Annotated in this window: 9 protein-coding genes; all 9 read left to right on the top strand. The window is 59.0% G+C overall.

Going from position 1 to position 22,599, the window contains the following annotated elements:
• Nucleotides 1-45: 45 nt before the first annotated feature.
• The 9 genes from dctP (at nt 46) to J5J09_RS17245 (ending at nt 22,577) form a co-directional block, all read left to right on the top strand.
• Entirely contained in the window at nt 46-1,050 is a 1,005-nt protein-coding gene (dctP, locus tag J5J09_RS17285) for a TRAP transporter substrate-binding protein DctP (RefSeq protein ID WP_208552667.1), read from the top strand.
• Nucleotides 1,051-1,118: 68 nt separating this feature from the next.
• Nucleotides 1,119-1,694, top strand: a complete 576-nt coding sequence (locus tag J5J09_RS17280; protein ID WP_208552665.1) for a TRAP transporter small permease — start codon at nt 1,119-1,121, stop codon at nt 1,692-1,694.
• Entirely contained in the window at nt 1,691-3,007 is a 1,317-nt protein-coding gene (locus J5J09_RS17275; protein WP_208552663.1) for a TRAP transporter large permease, read from the top strand. Before J5J09_RS17280 ends, J5J09_RS17275 begins: the two co-directional genes overlap by 4 nt.
• On the top strand, nt 3,004-4,437 hold the full coding sequence (locus tag J5J09_RS17270; protein WP_208552662.1) for a malonyl-CoA decarboxylase: 1,434 nt from the start codon (nt 3,004-3,006) through the stop codon (nt 4,435-4,437). The genes J5J09_RS17275 and J5J09_RS17270 overlap by 4 nt, the downstream gene beginning before the upstream one ends.
• The gene (locus J5J09_RS17265; protein WP_208552661.1) at nt 4,434-5,942 is read left to right on the top strand and encodes a malonyl-CoA synthase; all 1,509 of its coding nucleotides are present in this window, start codon (nt 4,434-4,436) and stop codon (nt 5,940-5,942) included. The genes J5J09_RS17270 and J5J09_RS17265 overlap by 4 nt, the downstream gene beginning before the upstream one ends.
• Before the next feature lie 248 nt (nt 5,943-6,190).
• On the top strand, nt 6,191-7,186 hold the full coding sequence (locus J5J09_RS17260; RefSeq protein ID WP_208552660.1) for a helix-turn-helix domain-containing protein: 996 nt from the start codon (nt 6,191-6,193) through the stop codon (nt 7,184-7,186).
• A gap of 345 nt (nt 7,187-7,531) precedes the next feature.
• Complete coding sequence (locus J5J09_RS17255; RefSeq protein ID WP_208552659.1) at nt 7,532-8,602, top strand: helix-turn-helix domain-containing protein; 1,071 nt, start codon at nt 7,532-7,534, stop codon at nt 8,600-8,602.
• A 302-nt stretch (nt 8,603-8,904) separates the two neighbouring features.
• The gene (locus J5J09_RS17250; protein WP_208552657.1) at nt 8,905-18,843 is read left to right on the top strand and encodes a DUF11 domain-containing protein; all 9,939 of its coding nucleotides are present in this window, start codon (nt 8,905-8,907) and stop codon (nt 18,841-18,843) included.
• Nucleotides 18,840-22,577 carry a TonB-dependent receptor gene (locus tag J5J09_RS17245; protein ID WP_208552655.1) on the top strand — a complete coding sequence of 1,246 codons (3,738 nt, stop codon included), beginning with the start codon at nt 18,840-18,842 and terminating at the stop codon, nt 22,575-22,577. Before J5J09_RS17250 ends, J5J09_RS17245 begins: the two co-directional genes overlap by 4 nt.
• Nucleotides 22,578-22,599: the final 22 nt, after the last annotated feature.

Genomic DNA, 22,599 nt, shown 5'->3' with positions numbered 1-22,599 from the left:
ATTATACCAGACCGGCAGGAGGGCCGGAATACCAGGGAGGAAAAAATGACGAAGTTTCGATGGAAAAGGCTCGCCTTAGCGCTTGCCGCCGTAAGCGGGCTTGCCGTCTCCGGTGCGCATGCGCAGACAGTGCTCAAAGCATCGCATCAGTTTCCAGGCGGAAAGGGGGACATTCGCGACGAAATGGTGCAGATGATCGCCCGCGACGTTGCGGCGGCCAATGTCGACCTGGAAATCCAAGTATTTCCAGGTTCGTCGCTGTTCAAACCGAACGATCAATGGAACGCTGTCACGCGCGGACTGCTCGACCTCACGTCTTTTCCGCTCGACTATGCTTCCGGCCGTCATCCGATCTTCTCGGCAACACTCATGCCTGGTCTGGTCGGCAATTTCGACCGGGCGATGCGACTGAATGACTCCGAGTTCATGCAGGAAATCAAGAAAGTCATCGAGGATGCCGGCGCGATGGTGATCTCCGATGCATGGCTCTCCGGCGCCTTTGCATCGAAGAAGGCTTGCATCACCTCGCCCGAGACGATGAAAGGACAGGTCATCCGCGCGGCCGGTCCGGCATTTGAGGAGATGCTGGTCGCGGCCGGCGCTTCCATCGCGTCGATGCCATCGTCGGAAATCTACAGCGGCATGCAGACCGGCGTTCTGGATGCGGCCAACACGTCGTCGGCGAGCTTCGTATCCTACCGCCTGTTCGAGCATGCCAAATGCCTCACGGCGCCGGGCGAGAATGCCTTGTGGTTCATGTACGAGCCGGTGCTGATGTCCAAAAAGGTCTTCGAGGGCCTGACGCCGGAACAGCAGAAGGCAATCCTTGATGCGGGCGAGAAGGCGGAAGCCTATTTCAACGACGAGGTCCGCAAGGGCGACCAGTTGATGATCGACACCTACAAGAAGGCAGGTGTCGAGGTCGTGGAAATGTCGAAGGAAGACTACGACGCTTGGCTCGCCGTCGCCAAGGAGTCCTCCTACAAGAACTTCGCCGCCAACGTGCCGGACGGCGATAAGCTGATCGAAAAGGCTCTTGCTGTCGAATGAAGCCGCAGCGCGGCCGTGGCGGGCTTTATGCCCGCCACCATCTTCCTTCAACACCAGGGACTACCTAAATGGTGAACGCCTTTATTCGGGTTGTCGGCAATATGTCGCGTGCCCTGGCGGTCGTGTCGACCGCAATGATCATAGCTGCCATGCTTGTGGTGTGTCAGATGATCCTCCTGCGCTATGTCTTTCGATTGCCGACCATCTGGCAGACGGACTTCGTGGTCTTCTCAGCCACGGCCGCCATGTTCATCGGCGCGCCCTATGTTCTCCTCAAAGGTGGGCATGTCGGCGTTGACGTTGTCGAGATGCTGCTTGCCGACCGCGCTCGTGCCCGTCTGCGTCTCGTCGGAAGTTTCCTCGGCCTGCTTTTTTGCGTGCTGATGCTGGCCGCGACCTGGATCCAGTTTCATGAAGCCTGGCTCGGAAACTGGAAGCACTCCAGTGTATGGGCACCGCCGCTCTGGGTCCCCTTGCTCTCACTGCCGATCGGCTTCGCGATGTTGTGTCTTCAGTATGTCGCGCAGATCCTGGCAGAGCTCCACGGTGCGGGGGTCGAAACCGTCGTTCAAGATGCCGCAGCGTCAGTGCAACCAACCACAACACACGACGACGGTACTTCCATGAAGGGATCGACCCGATGAGCCCGACAGTCTCCGGCCTGCTGATCATCGCGGCCCTCTTCGTTCTGCTCGGTACAGGCATGCCGATCGCTTTTGCCCTCGGGCTGGCCGCCTTTGCCGCACTCTACCTGCAAAGCGGACTCGACATATTCTACATTCTGGGTGACACGATGTTTTCCGGCATCGCCAACCTCGCCTATGTCTCCATACCCATGTTCGTTCTTATGGGGGCGGCGGTGGCTTCGTCCCCAGCCGGATCGGATCTCTATACGTCGCTCGACCGTTGGCTGAACCGGATTCCGGGCGGACTGGTCCTTTCCAATATCGGTGCCTGCGCGATCTTTTCCGGAATGACCGGCTCATCGCCCGCGACATGCGCAGCGATCGGCAAGATGGGCATTCCCGAAATGCTACGGCGGGGCTATCCCACCTCCGTTGCAACCGGTTCGATTGCCGCTGGCGGCACGCTCGGCATCCTGATCCCGCCGTCCGTGACACTGATCGTGTACGGAATTGCCACCGAGACTTCCATCGGCCGCCTGTTCATGGCCGGCGTCCTCCCCGGCATCATGCTGACGATCATGTTCATGATCTGGGCAATCATCGACTGCAAGCGAAAGGGATACGAATTCGGTGCGCGCGCCATCCGCTACACAATCAAGGAAAAGCTCGCTGGCCTGCCGCGCATCCTGCCTTTCCTCCTGATCATCGCCGGAACGCTCTACGTTCTCTATGGCGGCATCGCCACACCTTCGGAAGCGGCGGGCGCCGGCGCGCTTCTGACGCTCCTCGTGGTGGTCATCGCCTACGGGCTGTTCAGGTTCCGTCCGGTGGCCAATATCTTCGGGTCGGCCATGCGCGAAAGCGTGATGATCATGATGATCATGGCAGCTGCGGAACTTTTCGCCTTTGCGCTGTCCTCGCTTTTCATTACGCAGACGGTTGCCACGGCGATTGCCGATATGGATGTGAACCGCTGGGTTCTGATGGGTGTCATCAACGTCTTCCTGCTGGTCTGCGGAATGTTTTTACCGCCCGTGGCCGTGATCGTCATGACCGCGCCCATGCTCTTTCCGATCGTCACACAGGCCGGTTTCGACCCCTACTGGTTTGCGATCGTTCTGACGATCAACATGGAGGTCGGGCTTATTACCCCGCCGATCGGTCTCAACCTGTTCGTCATCAACGCGATCGCGCCGACCGTACGGACCAAGGACATCTTGTGGGGGGCGCTGCCTTACGTCCTGGTGATGTTCCTGGCGATCCTGCTACTTTGCATCTTCCCCGAGATCGCCACATGGCTGCCCAATCAGATGCTCGGAGTGGCTGAATGAACACCACCTCCTTCTTCGGCGATATGCTTCAGACCATAACCGAGCGAGGACGTCGCTTCCTGTCGCTGGGTCCGCGGGAGGAGGGCACAAATCCGCTCGATCACATCGAGATCTTGTGCGAGGCGCTGCTATCCAGCCGCGGCGAAGCCTCCGGCATGGCTATGGCCAAGGACCTCCTCGATCGCTGGCAGCGATTCGATCCGGCCATGCAGCGCGAGTTCATGATGATGCTCCTGCGGCGCTTCGGCCCCAAGACGGAGCGTCTGGAAAAGGCTATCGAAAGCTATCAAGCCGATCCGACCCCTGCGGCACTCCTTGAACTGCATGTGGCCGCGGAACCCCGGCGGCAGGAGCTAATACGCCGCCTCAATCTTGCGCCCAACGGCATTGCCACGCTCGTGCGCATGCGCGAGAAACTGCTGGAACTGAAGGTCGAGGATCCGGATCTGGAGGCCGTCGATTCCGATTTCGCGCATCTCTTCGGCTCCTGGTTCAACAGGGGGTTCCTGGTTCTACGGCCAGTGAGCTGGTCAACACCCGCCGACATTCTGGAAAAGATCATCCGCTACGAGGCGGTGCATCACATCGGCGGCTGGGACGAGTTGCGAAGGCGGCTGGCACCGGATGACCGGCGATGCTTCGCGTTTTTCCATCCGCAGTTGATCGACGACCCGCTCATTTTCGTCGAAGTGGCGTTGACCCGCGAGATTCCCTCCAACATCGCCGATCTCCTCAAAGAGGATCGCGCGCAGATCAAAGCCGACGAAGCGACAACCGCCGTCTTCTATTCGATTTCCAATTGTCAGGAAGGTCTGCGTGGCATTTCGTTTGGCAATTTCCTGATCAAGCAGGTGGTGGAAGACCTGCGCCGCGAACTGCCGAAGCTCGATACTTTTGTGACGCTGTCTCCTGTCCCTGGCTTCGCCGGCTGGCTCTCGCGCGAACGCATGGCAGAAAGTTCCGACGTCCTGACGCCAGCCGACAAGTCAAAGCTTGCCGTGATCGACGATCAGGATTGGACCGAACGCGCCGAAGCCGTCGCCACCGTTCAGCCGGTCATGATGTCCGCTGCGGCATGGTATTTCCTAAAGGCACGTAATTCCAAAGGCCGGCTGATTGATCCTGTCGCCCGTTTTCACCTCGGCAATGGCGCGCGCCTGGAACGCATCAATTTCCTCGGCGACCTCTCACCGAAGGCCCTGCGCCAGGCTCACGGCCTGATGGTGAATTATCTCTATAAACTCGACGACATCGAGGCGAACCATGAAGCCTTCGCCGGTCGCGGCGAGGTCGTCGCGGCGCAGTCGATCCGTCGCCTCGTACCGGCCGACAAGGCTGTCCGCAGTCTGGTCCCCGCCACCAACCTTCCCACCCCCAAGACCGAAGCCGCCAACGATTTGAAGAACGGCCGCAAGGAGTTCACGCCATGAGCAACCATCTGTTCGACGCCATCCGCCACGCCGTGCGTCCGGACTCGCCTTTCATCCTGGGCGCGGACGGCCGTTCGTGGACCTATGGAGACATGCTCGAGCAGTCGGGCCGCTTCGCGTCGGTACTCAAGACGCTCGGCGTGCAGCCTGGAGACCGGGTGGCCGTGCAGGTTGAGAAAAGCCCCGAAGCCCTGATGCTTTATCTTGGCTGCGTTCGCGCAGGTGCCGTCTACCTGCCGCTCAATACCGGCTATACGCTGGCGGAACTCGACTATTTCATCGGCGACGCGGAACCGCGTCTCGTCATCTGCACCCCCGCAGCAAAAGACGGAATGGCAAAACTCGCGGCGAACCATGGCGCCCATGTCGAGACGCTCGACGACAGCGGTGGCGGCTCGCTGGTGGATCTTGCCAGAGACGGAGGGAGCGATTTCCTCGATGTAGAACGCGGACCGGACGATCTCGCTGCAATCCTTTACACGTCAGGGACGACGGGCCGGTCGAAGGGGGCGATGCTCACCCATGATAATCTGCTCTCCAATGCCGCGACACTCCGTGACCATTGGCGCTTTACAGCCGCCGACAGGCTGATCCATGCGCTGCCGATCTTCCACACGCATGGACTGTTCGTCGCATCGAACGTCATCCTGCTGTCAGGCGCATCAATGTACTTCCTGCCGAAATTTGATGCCGACGAAGTGCTTCGCCTGATGAAGACGGCGACCGCAATGATGGGTGTCCCGACCTTCTATGTGCGTCTAGCCCAGCATCCGGGCCTGACTCGCGAGACCGCTGCCGGCATGCGCCTCTTCGTCTCCGGATCGGCACCGCTTCTGGCGGAAACCCACCGCAGTTTCGAAGCAAAGACAGGCCACGCTATCCTCGAACGCTATGGCATGACCGAAACCAACATGAACACCTCCAACCCCTACGACGGTGACCGGATTGCGGGAACGGTGGGCTTCCCGTTGCCGGGCGTTTCGCTGAGGGTGACCGAACCGGAGACAGGGGCTCCTGTCGCCGATGGCGAAACCGGGATGATCGAGGTGAAGGGCCCGAACGTTTTCAAGGGCTACTGGCGCATGCCGGAAAAGACGGCGGCGGAATTCCGCGCTGACGGCTTCTTCATCACCGGCGACCTCGGCAAGATCGACGAGCGCGGCTATGTGCATATCGTCGGGCGCGGCAAGGACCTCGTCATTTCGGGTGGATACAACATCTATCCGAAGGAAGTCGAAACGGAGATCGACCAAATGCCGGGCGTTGTGGAGACGGCGGTCATCGGCGTGCCGCATCCGGATTTCGGCGAGGGCGTGACCGCCGTCGTTGTCAAAAAGCCTGGAGCCTCGATCGATGAACGGATCATCCTGGATGGATTGAAGGACAGGCTGGCGCGCTACAAGCAGCCGAAGCGCGTGATCTTCGTCGACGACCTGCCGCGGAACACGATGGGGAAAGTGCAAAAGAATGTCCTTCGCGACACCTATGCCAATCTTTACACCTAGCCCTCGAAGGGGACTGGTAGGAAATCGCGCAGGCTTGAGCGGCATACAAAACAACGGGCGATCTGGCTGGGATAAAGCCCCGTCAAGGGCGCTTTCGCCGGAGCAGCGCTTCGACGAGTCCAACACGGAGTTAAATGCACCGTCTTGACTGAACCACTGCGAAATAACGGTGAGTTATGACGATTACTGCCTTGTTTTAACGGTTTGCGAAAATACAGTTCATGAAGTTGAAGCGGGGGCTCAACTTCATGAAAATCGATTTTCCGGACTACAAATTGCTGCCGCCGGGCGAGCAGTTGAAAGAATTCAACAGAGGAATGGCCGATATCGGCTACCGTTGCCGTGTTGACGGCAAGGAGGAAAACGAGGGGTTTGATATCTCTGTTTCCGGGCACAGCTTTGGCTCGGCAAAAATGGCTCTCGTAAAGTCCGAAGGCTATGTATCGCTACCCGAGAAACACAGGAGAATGTCTGACATCAGGGGCGTCTGGGCTGTCGGGGTGTGGGTGCGCGGGCACGCCGACGTCGACGTTTCCGGCCAAACGGTGCGCGTTCAAGAAGGGAGCCTGGAGTTGCGTTCGCTGGCCGAGCCGCGCAATGTTTCCCAGGCTGACAGTACGGTTCTCTATTGCTTTATCTCGAGGGACAGGCTGAGCGACATCAACTGGCTGCTCGATACCATCAAGGATATGCGAGGGAGCGCCCGTCTTCACCCTCTCCTGGGCCGTTACCTAGTGGGTCTCTTCAAGAACGCCGCGAATGTAGATGTGCAGGAGAGCGACACGGTCTCGGAGGCAACAATCGCCATGCTTCGGGCGTGCGCCGTCCAGTCTGGTGATGCGATCGAGGCTGCCAGTTCCCCTATTGCCGCGGCAAAATATGAAATCGCAAGCCAGTATGTCGAGGACAATCTGTGGACGAGGAATGTCGACACCGACCATCTCTGCCGTCTTCTCAACGTCTCGAAGCGCTATCTTTACAAGTTGTTCGAACCGCAGGGCGGAATCGACCGGTTTATTCGCACTCGTCGTCTGGAGATATGCTTCGACCGTATTCGCCGATCGGATGGCGCCACCCCGATCGACACAATCGCCCGGCAATCGGGTTTTGAAAGCGGGACAAATTTCAACAAACAATTCAGTTCAGTTTTCGGATGCCGACCGAGCGACGCGCGTCGTTCCAATTTCGCGCTCTCATCCGATACATGGTTTGTCAAATGGCTTACTGGAGGCATCGATGCCTAGTCAGATAGACGGCCGAACACGTCAGGCCCATTGCGCATTCCGAGGGATGTCTCATCTGGTAAAAATGGAAGACCGGCGTCGAGTTTCGTCAGATTGTATACATTAATTTCTCATTTCCTAAGTGAGTTCATGCTCAAGTTGAAGTAGAGGACAACCGACGCAGCAGCGCGACGGCTAGATTAGGCAGCGGCCGGGAGGAACGTGGTCGCTAGGCAGACTTTTTTATCGAGCGACAGGCTCGCTGGCGCGGGGACTGCAATCTACGCGATGCTGGAGGAGCACAATATGGCACTTCATAAATTTGGGGAGATGGAAGATTGAGCAAAATTTATCTCAGGCGTGTCCATGGTCAAATATCTGCGCTTGATGAGTGACAGCTACAAGACCGCGAAAGCGGACGCGTCACCGAGGTCGGAGTTTCTGCGGAAGGATTTCGTCAGCACCGTTGCTCGATCGGGCGTGACGCCTATCGACTACTGGGCCGAGTTACTGTCGCCTGTCGTGGAAATCGAAAGAACGCCGCGACCCGAATTCAAGGCGTGCGCGAGAGCCTATGATCTGGGTCGTCTCCATCATGTGTCTCTCAGCACGGGTGCCCTCCGGTATCAAAGAAGCGCGAGCCTGATCCAGGGATCGGACATCGACCACTGGGTTCTGACGCTCCGGCGGTCGGGCACTGAGGTGACCCGATATGATGGTTCGCAGCTGGAGAGCACGGCCGGAACGCTCGACATCAGATCGTTGGCCGCTCCGTTTTCGGCTTCGACCAGCAGAAGTCGCTCGATCATGCTGTTCCTCAGCCGCGACAACTTCGCCTCGCTCGCCTCATGCCTTGATGCGGCGAACAATCGTCCGCTAACCGGCAGCATGCAGGGGATCATTCGCGAATTCCTGTTTTCTCTCGACGAACGAATGGAAAGCGCAACGCTGGAGGATGTGCCTGTCATCGTGAACTCGGTCACGACCCTGTTGCGCGCTGCGCTGGAGCTTAGCCGCGAAACGCTGGAGGAAGCCGCTGCCCCAATAGCGACAAGCCTTCTTGAGAGGGCAAGGCGCTATATCCATGCAAACCTGCGATCGGCGGATCTTGGGCCGGGCGAGGTCTGCAAGGCGATCGGCATCTCTCGTCGACAACTCTACTACGTCTTCGAAAAGCTGGGAGGCGTTGCCACATACATCCGGCGCCGTCGCCTGATCGCGTGCCACGACGCCATCGTCGATGCCGCCGATCACCGCCTCATCAGCACCATCGCCTACGACTATGGCTTCACGAACGCCCCGCAGTTCAGCCGGAATTTCCTGTCGGAGTTCGGATACAGCCCGACCGAAGCCAGGGATTTTCGGCACTATGGATACCGGCCGCTGCAACAAAGACCGGCGACTTTGCGTGAATGGCTGATGCAGTTCCGGGATTAAGCCCGAAGACAAGAAAGCGTTCCAGAAACCCGGTTTTTCTTTGCAAGCGACATCCTGACGAGCCGCCTCAAATCCGTCGCGCGTGCACAATTGCACAAGGCGCGTGCACCTACGGTCATTCCGCGAATCAGTAAAACGCAAAGATAAGAATGATACTGGTCCGCATTATATTGAATATCGACGCACCCGATAGTCAGTTCAGAAGTTTTACACAAATTTAACTTTTGGAACTGTTGTCTCAAGTGGTTGGGTTAGCTGTCTGACAAATTCCGATGCGGTCATGGCCACGAGGGATTTGACAGATGACTGCCAATATGACTGCGCGATACGCCGAAAAGCTGAGAACTGTATTCGCCACACTGGCGCTCTCCACTTCGGTCTCGCTCGCCGTGCTTGTGGCACCGCCCATTCTGCAGCCGGAGAAACAGGCGGCGAAAGCACAGGTGGTCTGCAACGGAACCGCGACCTCGAACAAATTCTTCCTGTCGCAGAGCCTCAATGACAATGTCAACGAATACGTCACGCTTCAGCAGGCAAACACGAACAACAACCCGGTTGTCTTCGGCAATATAGGTAGCCAGTCCACTGTTACCTACAACGCGCTTGCCTACCATACGGCTCTCGGCAAGCTTTACGCCATCCGCAATGCCAAAAGTTCTTCCGGCACGGATGCGAACACCGGAAAGCTGCTCGAAATCGACCCAGGAACTGGAGTTGTGACCGCCATCGATGCCAATGTCCAGAACGGCACAGGTATAGATCCTATCGGTGCCCTTCCGAACGTGAATATGATTTCGGGGGCGTTCGATGCGAACGGTGACTACTACCTTGCCGAGGCCAACGGCGCCCAAAGGTTGAGAAGAATCACCAACTTTCAGTCGAAGCTGGAGCAACTCAAGGCGGGCACTTTTGTAGGAACGCTCAGCATTGAATCCTCGACCCCGATCCTGGAAGTGAAAGGCAACACCGAGACCCCCGTGGGGAACACTCCCGGGCTTATCTTCCAGGATTTTGCCTTCGCCCAGGATGGCAAGCTCTACTCCGTCCGAAGAACAAATCCTCCAACGCTCATCTATTTCGATATCTCTCAATGGCCTACGGTCAGAAATTATACCGTATCGAGCTCGATATGGGGCTCAAGCGGAACACAACCCCAGGGTTCATTCGGCGCAATGTACAGCACCTGCCTGGGCATCTACGGCTCGGAGAACGGCGGCGCGGGTTTCTACAAGTTCGATCCTGACACCGGCATCGCCTTCAAACTGGGGAATACTGCCGCTTCAAATGTCAACGACGGCGCGTCAGATATCAATGCGGCCATCACCTTCCCCGTCGACGTCAGCGTCACCAAGACCAATACGCCGGCGCAGGGGCCTCTCGATCTTCCCACCGACCAATATGTCCCGGGGCAAACCACGACCTACGAGATCGAGGTGAAAAACACCGGGCCCTTCGGCGCCAATGCGGTTCGGGTGCAGGATCTGCTGCCGGCGAATTTCACCGCATCGCAAAAAGCAGCCGCCACCTGGTCCTGCAAAGCGGGTCTTGGTGCGTCCGCCACGCTCATGCCGGAGTGCCCGCCCGGCAGCACCAAGGCAACGCCGACAAGCGCAGACCCCAGATCCGGCCCGATAGACGACATGGTTTCCCTGCCGGTGAACGTCGACGCCAGCGGGATCTCTCCAACCTCGGTGATCTTCACCCTGAATCTGCCCGTTCCCCCTGACTACAAGGGCAATCTCATCAACACGGTCAGTGCCGAGCCGACGACCGAGGATTTCGGCGACAGCGACGACAGCAATAACACGAGCACGGATGATGACCTTCCTCCCATCACCATCCGCAAGCAGCTCTTCGGGCAGACGAAGCCGCAGACGCCGGCGATTGCCGAGGAAGGCGAATTCCTGACATACCGGATCACGCTGTCGAATACCGGGACCGCTAACTTCACAGGTTACAATCTGACCGATGTTCTCGGCGACAACCTGACCTATTCCTCGTCGACCCTTACCCCGTCCAATGCGCCGACATATGACCCGGTCACTCAGAAAACCGTGATCCGCTGGCAGAACCTGACGATCCCGGGAACACCCGACCCCAACACGCCCGGCACCGTGACCATCGATGTCGATGCGCGGGTCGCCGACAATCTGATCGGCATCAAGGAAGTCATCAACGCCGTCCACAAGACCGAAAACCCGGAACCCGACTGCGAGATGGGGGGCGCAGACCGTAACGGCGCCCTTTGCGTGATCACACCGACTTTGCAGGTCCTGACCCCCAAGGTCTTCCTGGGCGGCGACGGTAACTCTCCGCTGGCGGAGCCGGGCGAGACATTGCGCTACAAGCTGACCGTCGATAACATCGGCGGTTCGGCAATCACCGACTATGTCCTGCGCGACTTCTTCTTTCCGAAGGAAGCGATCGCGTCGATCACGTTCCCGAATAATAGTCCCCCCGGAACCAACATACTGGACGACACTGGGGCCTACACGGGAGAGACCGTGTGGACGATCCCGTCGATCGCCGCGGGTGAGGCTGTCGATCGCTTCATCAATATCACACTCGTCGATCCGCTCGAGATCGACAGTGGCACGATCATCGGCATCGGCGAGGTCGGCAACATCGCCGGCGACTTCCCCTGCTTTCCCCCGGACATCAAGTGCCCTGATGAGATAATTACCGTGCCGAACATCTCCTTCAAGAAGATACTGTCGGCGGAAAGCATCGCCAGGGATGACATCGCTGTTGCGGGCGAGATCCTGACTTACAAGATTTCGTTGAAGAATATCGGTGGCGCGCCCGACACAAACTACAAGCTAACCGATATCCTCGATCCGAACCTCACCTATGTGGCGGGAAGCGCCAGGGCCGACGGGGTGGTCATTCCTGCAGGACAGATATCGATCACCACCGATGCAGGCCGTCAGGTCATTGCCATCAGCGGTCTCAACGTGCCGGCCGGTAAGCCGGGTGAAGGGGAGGAAGGCTATCCCAACCCCAGAATCGAAGATCCCGGCTACCTCGAAGTGACGCTCCAGGCCCGGGTTGCGAACCCGATTCCCGATGGCGTCAGCGAAGTGCTGAACAAGGTCTTCGAGACCGGAGACACGGAGCCGGACTGCCTGCCGGTTGGGACCGATACCGACCATTGCGTCTATACACCGACGCCGGCGAAGCTCTCGATCATCAAGACGATCGTAAACAATGCTGACGGCATCGCTTCCGATGGCGAAACGCTTGAGTACCGGATCGTCGTGAAGAACAATGGCGGCACGACCCGTACCGGCTTCGTACTGACGGACGAAACCTCGCCGCTTCAGGCCATCCAGTCGATCACCTCGCCTGATACGGGCGTCGATATCCAGCCAGACACGACCTCCTATGTTTCGCAGTGGCCCGCCGTCGACCTCGCGCCCGGGGCAGAGTTCGTCGGAAAGCTGTTCGTCACGCTCAAGAACCCTATCCCCGACAATATCGCCGAGATCATCAACCTCGTCACCAACAGCGAATGCGTGATCGAAGACGCCGGTACCGGCTATCCCTGCCAGGTCAAAACGCCGACGCAGGCCCGCATAAAGCTGAAGAAAGTCCTTGCGGATGAGTCGCTGCCCAATATTGCCGAAGCCGGCAAAACACTGACCTACACCGTCACCATCACCAACACCGGCGGGCTGCCCTGGTCCGGTGACGTGGTGGACGAATTCACGCCGGGCAGTGCGGTGGCCGAAGTGGTGAATGTCAGTAATGGCGGGACGTCCGTGATCACGCCGACCGCTGTCACCACCACATGGCCGATAAGCAATCTGGGTGCCGGCGGGGTGATCACGCGGACGGTCAGATTGAAGCTCGTCGCGGACCTGCCTTCGAGTCTCCTCGAAGTGATCAACAGCCTGCCTGCCTGCGCCGTCGAGGACCCTGCCAATTGCGTGGTGAAGACGCCCACGGCGTCGAAGATCACGACGAGCAAGGTGAAGACGGTGGAAAGCCTTGTCGAGCCTGCCGGCATGCTGGGTGTTGCCGAGCCTGGCGAGACCATCACCTATGCGCTGACCATCACCAATAGCGGCGGCACGGCCAGAAGCGGCTACACCCTGACGGACACATTCACGCCCGCCGGGATCATCGCTTCGGTCAATGCGCCGTCAACCGTTGTCGGAAGCACCACCATTCCCGGCGGCACCTACCAGGGCAATGGCGTCACCACCTGGACGAACCTCTCCATTCCCGCCAATGGCAGCATCACCGTCCCGATCGAGGTGACACTCAAGCCGGTCTTCGACCAGCCATGGACCCAGGTCATCAACCGCGTCACCACCGACTGCGTCGTGACCGACCCCGTCACACTCGCGCCCTGCGGCGTCATCCTGCCGACCGCCGCGAAGGTCAGCCAGTCGAAAAGGCTGCTCCCGGAGACCGGTGGCACGCTCGCCAATACAGCAGAACCCGGCGAGACCCTCGAATACGAGGTCACCGTGACCAATACCGGCGGCACGCCGATGACCAACTATGTCATTCAGGATGTCTTCGAGCCCGCCGATACCGTCGACATCGTCTCCGGCGTCGTGGCAAGCGATGCAGGCACCTCTGCCGTCGCGGCCAACCAGATCACCACCACATGGCCCGCAGTCACCATTCCGGCCGCAACCAGCGAGACCCAGCCCGGCATCGTGAAACGAACCGTCGCCATAACCCTCACCAACCCGCTGACCCCGGGGCTCGCAGAAGTCAGGAACAGCGTCATCAAGGACTGCGTGCCGACAAACGTCGCTACCGGGGAACCGTGCGTGGTGAAGACGCCCACGGCGTCGAAGATCACGACGAGCAAGGTGAAGACGGTGGAAAGCCTTGTCGAGCCTGCCGGCATGCTGGGTGTTGCCGAGCCTGGCGAGACCATCACCTATGCGCTGACCATCACCAATAGCGGCGGCACGGCCAGAAGCGGCTACACCCTGACGGACACATTCACGCCCGCCGGGATCATCGCTTCGGTCAATGCGCCGTCAACCGTTGTCGGAAGCACCACCATTCCCGGCGGCACCTACCAGGGCAATGGCGTCACCACCTGGACGAACCTCTCCATTCCCGCCAATGGCAGCATCACCGTCCCGATCGAGGTGACACTCAAGCCGGTCTTCGACCAGCCATGGACCCAGGTCATCAACCGCGTCACCACCGACTGCGTCGTGACCGACCCCGTCACACTCGCGCCCTGCGGCGTCATCCTGCCGACCGCCGCGAAGGTCAGCCAGTCGAAAAGGCTGCTCCCGGAGACCGGTGGCACGCTCGCCAATACAGCAGAACCCGGCGAGACCCTCGAATACGAGGTCACCGTGACCAATACCGGCGGCACGCCGATGACCAACTATGTCATTCAGGATGTCTTCGAGCCCGCCGATACCGTCGACATCGTCTCCGGCGTCGTGGCAAGCGATGCAGGCACCTCTGCCGTCGCGGCCAACCAGATCACCACCACATGGCCCGCAGTCACCATTCCGGCCGCAACCAGCGAGACCCAGCCCGGCATCGTGAAACGAACCGTCGCCATAACCCTCACCAACCCGCTGACCCCGGGGCTCGCAGAAGTCAGGAACAGCGTCATCAAGGACTGCGTGCCGACAAACGTCGCAACCGAGGAACCGTGCGTGGTCGTCACGTCCACTCCCTCCGCCGTCAATACTGCAAAACAACTGACGACCGAAAGTTCGGTTGCACCTTCAGGATTGACGGGAGTGGCGGAACCCGGTGAAACGCTTATGTACACTGTCGTTGCCACCAACAATGGCGGCACCGATGCTTTCGGCTACACCGTCCGGGATGTCTTTTCCGCGGAAGGGCTTTCCAGCCCTCAGACTGCCGTTCAAAGCGTCGTTCTCGACCCGCCGCTCAATTCCAGCTACAACGCGGCGACTGGCACGAGCCTGTGGACCGGCCAGGACATTCCGGCTGGTAGCAGCAAGACCTATACAGTGACGGTCACTCTTGCCAATCCGCTGCCGGTGGGCGTGGAGTGGGTGCGCAACTTTCTCCCGAACAATTGTATCATCACCAATGCCGCGACCGGCGAACCGTGCGACATTAAAACGCCTACGCCACCGCGCATCAGAACGGCCAAGATCCTTCTCACCGAGCAGGGCGGTTCTGCGCCGAATATCGCAGAGCCCGGAGAAACGCTGACCTACCGTATCACCGTAGAGAACGTAGGGGGGCAGTCGGCGTTCAACCACACGCTCACAGACCAGTTTCTCCCGGTAAACGCCATTGCGACCATGTCGACGGAAGCCGGCAAGGGCTCGGCGGATGCCGCTACCGGAACCGCCACATGGACAATCCCGGAACTGAAGCCAAACGAGCCGGTCACCTGGGATATCACCGTCACACTCCTGCCAAGCCTGCCGCCAAATACCGAAGAAGTGACGAATGCCGTCACCCCGTGTGTCGAAGTCATCCCGGGCTTTTCCTGCACCGTCGTGACACCGACCGCCGCCGATGTGCAGAAGTCCAAGGAACTGACCGACCAGAGCGGTGGCGCTGAAGACAACGATGCCTATGCCGAAGGCGGCGAGACTCTGAGGTATACGATCACCGTCACCAATGCCGGTGGCACCGACCTCAGCGACTATCAGGTCGTGGACACCTTCAGCAATCCGGAGGTGGTTGATAGTGCGGTCGCCTCGGACGGCGGAAGCTATGTCAATGGCACGACCACATGGACCATAGCGTCGCTGCCAAAAGGAACAACTGTCACCAGAACGCTCGACATCACCTTGATCGATCCATTGCCCGAGGGGCTGACCGAGCTGACCAATATCTTGACCTGCGAAAACATCATCGTCGGCAAGATCTGCGACCCCGTTATCCCCCCGGAGCCGATTATCAGGCAGTCCAAGGTCCTGACCATCGACAGCATCAACAACGACCGGAAGCTCCAGCCGGGAGAGGAACTTACCTACACCATCAGGGTGATCAACGTTGGTGGGGCCGTCGCCAATACGGTTGTTGTCAAGGACCAGCTCGATCCGGTGGGCGTTCCCGGCCTTCTCGACGGTGACCCTACGCCGGCCGACTGGAGCTGGAACGCCGCAACGAACACTGCAACGAGAACCATTGGGCCACTTGTGCCGCTCGCCCTTGGGGGAACGCCCCAGGAAGTCACGATCAAGTACCGTTTTGCCGACCCGCTCCCCGACGGGCTCCAGGGCGTGACGAACAGACTGCTCGATTGCCTGCCGATCGATGGCGAGTCCTGCGAGGTGGACACCCCAACCGGACCGCTGCTGCAACAGGCCAAGGAACTGGTGGATCAGTCGGGCGGCGCCGAAGACAACGATGCCTATGCCGAGCCCGGTGAAACCCTGACCTATGAAATCACGGTCATGAATTTAGGTGGATCCGATGCAACGGGCGTGTCGATTCAAGATCAGTTCACACCCCTGGACGCGATCGATGAAGTGACGGTCCTCGATGGGAACACGCACTCCTATGACGAAAACACCGGCATCGTTACATGGACCAATCTGACCGTACCTTCGACCGGCACCCGCACCATCAAATTGCGGGTCGCGATCAAGCTGAAGGACCCGCTGCCGGACGATATTCTGAACGTAAAGAATGAAGTCCTGAATTGCGTCGTCATTCCGGGGCGGACGTGCGGCCCGGATTTGCCCAGGGCTCCGAATGTCAAGCATGCCAAGGTGCTCAAAGTTGAAGATGGGGGCGACATTACCGGTGTTGCCGAGGCCGGCGAAACCCTGCGCTACGAGATCACCGCGCGCAACATCGGCAATGCGGATGCAGAGAACTACGTCCTCAGGGACGAATTCACCCCCCTCACTGCGGTCTCGGTCGCCGACATTGATGCTGATGGGGGCACGGTAACGACCGATCCCGGCGCGAATACCGTGACCATCGAATGGATCATTCCCTCGATCGGAAAGCTCGGCGGAGAGGTAACACGCACGGTCGATATCAAGCTCAATGATCCCTTGCCCACAAGCCTGGCCTCCGTCAGGAACCGGGTTCTTGAGTGCAAAGAGCTTTTCGCCGGCTCCTGTGAGGTCGTCACGCCGACCGAATCCGATATCCATCAGGTCAAGTCGCTGGTGGCCGAAAGCTATGTGCCGAACAACCGTATCGCGGAGCCGGGTGAAATGCTCACCTACCGCGTGACAGTCACCAATACGGGCGGCTCGACTGTCATGGGCTATGACATCGAAGACTTCTTCGAACCACCGGCGACAGCGGAGCTAGTGGAGGCCGACAAGGGTGGGGAATGGGACCCTGCAACCGGAAGGGTGATCTGGCGAGACCAGACAATCGCACGGGGCACGCCGGTCAACTATACGGTGAAGTTCACGCTCAAGGACCCACTGCCCGCAGGTACCACGCAGGTGACGAACCGGCTGGTGAAGGACTGCACCGTCACGAACACAGCAACCGGCGCTCCTTGCCGGGTGGTTCTCCCAACGCCGTCATCGATCAACAGATCGAAGAAGCTCATCAATGAGAGTATTGAGAACAATGGCATTGCTCAAGCCGGGGAAACCCTGCGCTACGAGATCACCGTCACCAACAATGGCGGTCGCGATGCCAATGACGTCGAGGTTTTCGAGGTGTTCAAACCGGCGGACGCCGTCGCCTCGGCGGTTGCCTCCGATAATGGGACGTACAATCCCACGACAGGTCGAACGACATGGGTGATCGACAGCCTTGAAATCGGCGAGACCGTCACGCGGACCGTGGACATCACGTTGGTCGCTCCGCTGCCCCAGGGATTGAAGCGTGTCAGCAACATCGTCCTGGACTGCATCCCGACTGCAATCCTGGTCTGCGACGTCGATCATCCGACCGAAGGACAGGTCTCTCCCACCAAGACGCTGATCGAGGAAATCGGTGGCACGAGGGAAGGCCTCGGTGAGCCGGGAGAGACACTGGTCTACGAAGTGACACTGATCAACACCGGAGGTACGGCGATTGAGGACTACTCCGTAACAGACCAGTTCGTGGACCTCGAAGCGGTCAAGAAGGTCGAACCACGGGAGAATGGCACCTACGATCCCGTAACCGGCTATACCACCTGGACGATCGATACTCTGCCTCCCGGCAAGAAAATCACCCGACATGTCGCCGTGACACTGAAGGATGAGTTGCCCGAAGGTCTGACAGAGGTCACCAATCTCACATTCGAAACACCCGAAGACCCGGATTTTACCTCGCCACCCTGCGATCCGGAAAATCCTCCCGCGTATTGTGTCGTAACGCCGCTTGCGCCTCCGGCAACCTCCACCGACATCACCGTCACCAAGGTGGCGGATGTGAAGGAGGTACGCAGGGGTGACACGGTGCCCTACCGGATCATGGTTGCAAACAATTCGCTATCCATTCCGGCGCAGGTCACCGTGATCGATCGCATTCCCGCCGGGTTCCGCTTCATCGAAGGATCAGCGAAGGTGGAGGGCGTTGCGGTGACGCCAAGCGTGAAGGGCAGGGACATCGAGTTCGCCGACCTCGATATCCCTCCGGATAGCGCGATCGAGATCGAGTTGAAGCTCGTGGTTCTCAGCTCTGTCGTCCCCGGCAGATACACGAACTACGCCACGGTAAAGGACATTCCAACACCCCCGGGCACAGCGACGGTCGTCGTGGTTGCCGAGGCGATGTTCGACTGCTCGACTGTCATCGGTCGCGTGTTCGATGACGTCAACCGGAACGGCTATCCGGATGATGGCGAGCCCGGATTGCCCGGGGTCCGTTTGGCAACCGTCAATGGTGTTCTCATCACGACGGACGAACATGGGCGCTACAGTCTTCCCTGCGCCGCTCTGCCGGATCAACGCATCGGCTCGAACTTCATTCTCAAGCTCGACACGAGAACGCTTCCGACGGGCTACCGCCTGACGACCGAGAATCCCCGGGTCATGCGGCTCACGGCCGGAAACATGTCGAAGATGAACTTCGGCGCCTCTATCGGAAGACTGGTCCGTATCGACCTCACGGACGATGCCTTCGACGCCGGAAGTCTTCGGTTGAAGGCGCAATGGTACGACCAGATCATCCGCCTCCTTGAGGTGCTCAAGCAGGACTACTCCCTCATTCGCCTCTCCTACGTGGACAGCAAGGCCGAGCCGCAGCTGGCTGCAAGGCGGTTGACCGAAATGCAGAAAACCATCGCCCAGCTGTGGGCCGATTATGGCGGGACCTATCGCCTCGAAATCGAGAAGCGCGTGGAGGTAAACCAATGACAACCTTGTTCGATAGCGTGCGCACGTGGGACCAGTCCCCCGACAGGAAATCAAGGCACCTCACACTGAAAGCCGGCACCGCTTTGCTGCTTTCCATAGGGGTTTCACATCAGGCATTCCCACAAAGCGGCTTCGACATTGACGGGTGCGTCAATGAGGAATGTTCGTCCGTCATCCGCGGAAAAATGCTGGACGACGGATCAAGCCGAACGCTGGTGGTGGGAGAGAACACCGAAAAAGGCGCTGCGCAAGGGGACGCAGTCCCTTTTTCGATCAGCGTGGATGGGCAGGTGGTCGATGAAAGCATGCAGGTCGTTTCTGCGCCCCTCGGCGACAAGTCAGCTGTCAAAATGGCGGATCGGCAGCGCAAGGCGGATTTGGATCTGAGCGCGGTCGACATCCAGGTCAAATTCGACGGACTCGATGTGAAGACAATGCTCAACGTGTCCACGAGTCCGGTTCGAAGAACCTATCAGGCCGGCGAAGACGTCGTTTTCCAAGCCTACTCGAACTACCCGGCGTTCATAACCAAGGCAGAAATCAGAATCGGGGATTCCTACAGAGGATCCACCTTCAGGCCGCAGTTCGTGGTGCCGATCGAACCGAACGGAACCGCGCGGTGGATCATGCCGGAGAGCGAGACGCGGGACTTCGACTATGTTTTGCGCGTCTATGATGACAAGGGACGCTTCAACGAAACCGAACCATTGATGCTGTCGCGGACCGATGCGGTGTTTGAGCCCGCCAGCGCGACTCCGGCGCCGGCACCTGGTGTGGCCGAAGATCGTACCGCAGTCCGGCACATTCCCGTTCATGGCGGGGCTGTGACTGTCTACGGTCGGAATGTTCCTCCAGGATATTCGATAACCGCACTCGGATCACAGGTCCCGCTCGACGCACAACGGTCCTTCGTGGTCCAGCGAATTCTGCCGCCCGGCGATCACGAGGTCGACGTTTCACTCGCCGGCGTCTCCAAATCAGGCGGCCTCAATTTCATACGCGAAATCAATATACCCCAGAACGAATGGTTCTATGTTGCGCTTGCAGATCTGACCGTCGGCCGAAAATCGGGTGATGACGGCATCGAAATCGCCCGCGAAGGGGAGTACGACAGGGTTTATTCCAAGGGTCGGCTTGCCTTCTATCTGAAGGGCAAGATCAAGGGCGAGTATCTCCTTACGGCATCAGCCGACACCGGCGAGGATGACGTGAAAAATCTCTTTCGAGGATTGAACTCTCAGTCGAGCTCCGAGATCCTGCGGAGAATTGATCCCGACCAGTATTACCCCGTCTACGGCGACTCATCGACCACTGTTGAAGACGCGCCGACACGGGGGAAACTCTATATCCGCCTCGAGAAGGGCGACAGCCATGTCGTTTGGGGAAATTTCAAGACACGCGTCGTGGGAACGGAGTTTGCTCAGTCAGAACGCTCTCTCTACGGGGCAGCCGCTCAGTATGCGCCAGACGATGTGACATCATTTGGCGAGAAGCGAACCGTTGCTGCCGTCTATGCGGCACAACCGGACAGCCTGGCGCGGCGCGATGAATTCCTGGCAACAGGCGGCTCGTCCTACTTTCTTTCGCGACAGGATGTAACTGAAGGTTCCGAGACCGTCTCGATCGAATACCGGAGCGTCGTAACGGGCGCGGTTGTCACCGAGAAAACACTGGTGGCGGACGAGGACTATACACTCGATTATTTCCAGGGCCTGCTTCTGCTCCGCAGGCCGGCTTCAGTCTTGAGTGCGCCTGGCGAGGCGGTTCGGTCTTCCTCGCAAGGCAGCACCAACGCCTACGTCATCGTTCAATACGAGTACACTCCGCTTGCCTCAGATGTCGACGGCTATGCGCACGGCGCCCGCGTTGAACGCTGGATCAACGACAAGGTCCGCGTCGGCGCCTCGGAAGTGACCGACAATACCGGCCCAAGCGACCACCAGGTTGTCAGCGCGGATTTGCGCCTTCGTCATTCCGACACCACCTCGCTTGACGTCGAAGTGGCGCGTTCGAAAGGAGCTTCGTCTTCAAGTTATACGTCGACCGACGGCGGCTTATCCACCTCAACGACGCAGAAACTGGGCTCGGTGAGCGACGACGCCAACGCCTGGAAACTCAAGGGTCAGCTGGATCTGGCTGACATAGGCATCGAAAATCTCAAGGGCACCATTAACGGCAGCTATGAGAACAGAGGCAACGGCTTTTCGATTGCCGGCGGCAATTCCGATGTCGGACTGGAGCGCTGGAGCGTTGGCACCGCTTTGGAACTGGGCGAGAACACCTCAGTGACGATCGGGCATGAGCAACTCAAGACCGACGAGAACAAGAAAAGCGTCGAGACATCCGCCGATGTGGCGGTGCAGCTCAACGACAGCACAAAGATCACGGTCGGCGCGGCACGTACGGAGCTTCAGTCCGCATCAGCCCTTGCGGCAGGAAAGAGCGGCTATAACGGCTCGCGCATCGATGGCGGGCTGCGAGCCGACTACGAGATAAATGACGACAGATCGATATACGGATTCGCTCAGGGAACGGTCCAGCAATCTGGCGATATACGTCGAAATGATCGGATCGGCGTTGGCGGAAAGACGCGCCTGACCGAGAAGGTGGAAGCCAACGCGGAAATCTCGCATGGCGCCACCGGCGTGGGAGGGGCAATCGGTGCCGAATATGCTCCGACGGCCGACGACAAATACTATGTCGGTTATCGTCTCGATCCGGACAGAGCCGCGTCGATCGAGAGCACGAACGAGCTGTCGGGAACAGACAGGGGTGTCATCACCGCAGGGTCTCGGAAGAAAATCTCGGACTCTACGTCCGCCTTTGCCGAAAGCACCTACGACATGTTCGGGCTTCGAAAGTCGCTGGCCCAGACCTATGGCATCGAATACACGCCCGACGCGTTGTGGAGCGTTGATACGGCCTTGACGACGGGATCGATCCGCGACGAGACCATCGATCCTTCCACCAAGCTTGAACGCTCGGACTACGATCGCAAGGCGGTTTCCGTTGCAGTCAATTACGACGATGAGGATTACGGTTTGAAAGGCCGCGTCAAGGGGGAGGCGAGATACGACGACTCGACCGACGACACGCGCGACTCGACGACGTACGTTCTTGCCTCAAACTTTGCCGTAAAAACCAGCGAGGACTGGCGCCTACTTGCCGGCTTGGATCTCGTCCAGGCACATGGCGAGTCCGCATCGGTCCAAAACAGGGACTATCTGGAAACATCGCTCGGCTTTGCGTACCGTCCAGTGGACAATGATAAGCTTAATGCGCTGTTTCAATACAGCTATCTTCTCGATCTCAAGGATCTCGGGTCAACGGCTGTGTCCGAAGGGGCCGTCGAGCAACGCAGCCACATTGTGTCTGCCGACCTTTCCTATGACCTTATGCCTTGGCTGACGATAGGGACCAAGCAGGCACTGCGTTTTGGCGATCGTCGCGACGGATCGGACGGATCCGAATGGGCGGTCTCTACCGCATATCTGGGTACCGGCCGTCTCGATCTTCATCTGGTGAAAAGCTGGGATGCGCTGGTGGAGGGACGAGTTCTCAGCCTTCCAGAGACAAGCTCGACCGACTACGGACTCCTGGTGGCCCTGTATCGGCATGTCGGCGAGGACTTCAAGGTGGGCGTCGGATACAATTTCGGTCGTTTCACCGACGACCTCAGAGACCTCACACTCGATGACAAAGGTGTCTTCCTCAACGTCGTTGGGAAATACTGATGAAGCGCCTTTACCGTGGTGG

It is taken from the genome of Ciceribacter sp. L1K22, from assembly GCF_017599385.1.
Classification (GTDB): Bacteria; Pseudomonadota; Alphaproteobacteria; order Rhizobiales; family Rhizobiaceae; genus Allorhizobium.
The sequence above is the reverse complement of the archived record's forward strand: the minus strand, read 5'-3'. Positions and strand labels throughout refer to the sequence as shown.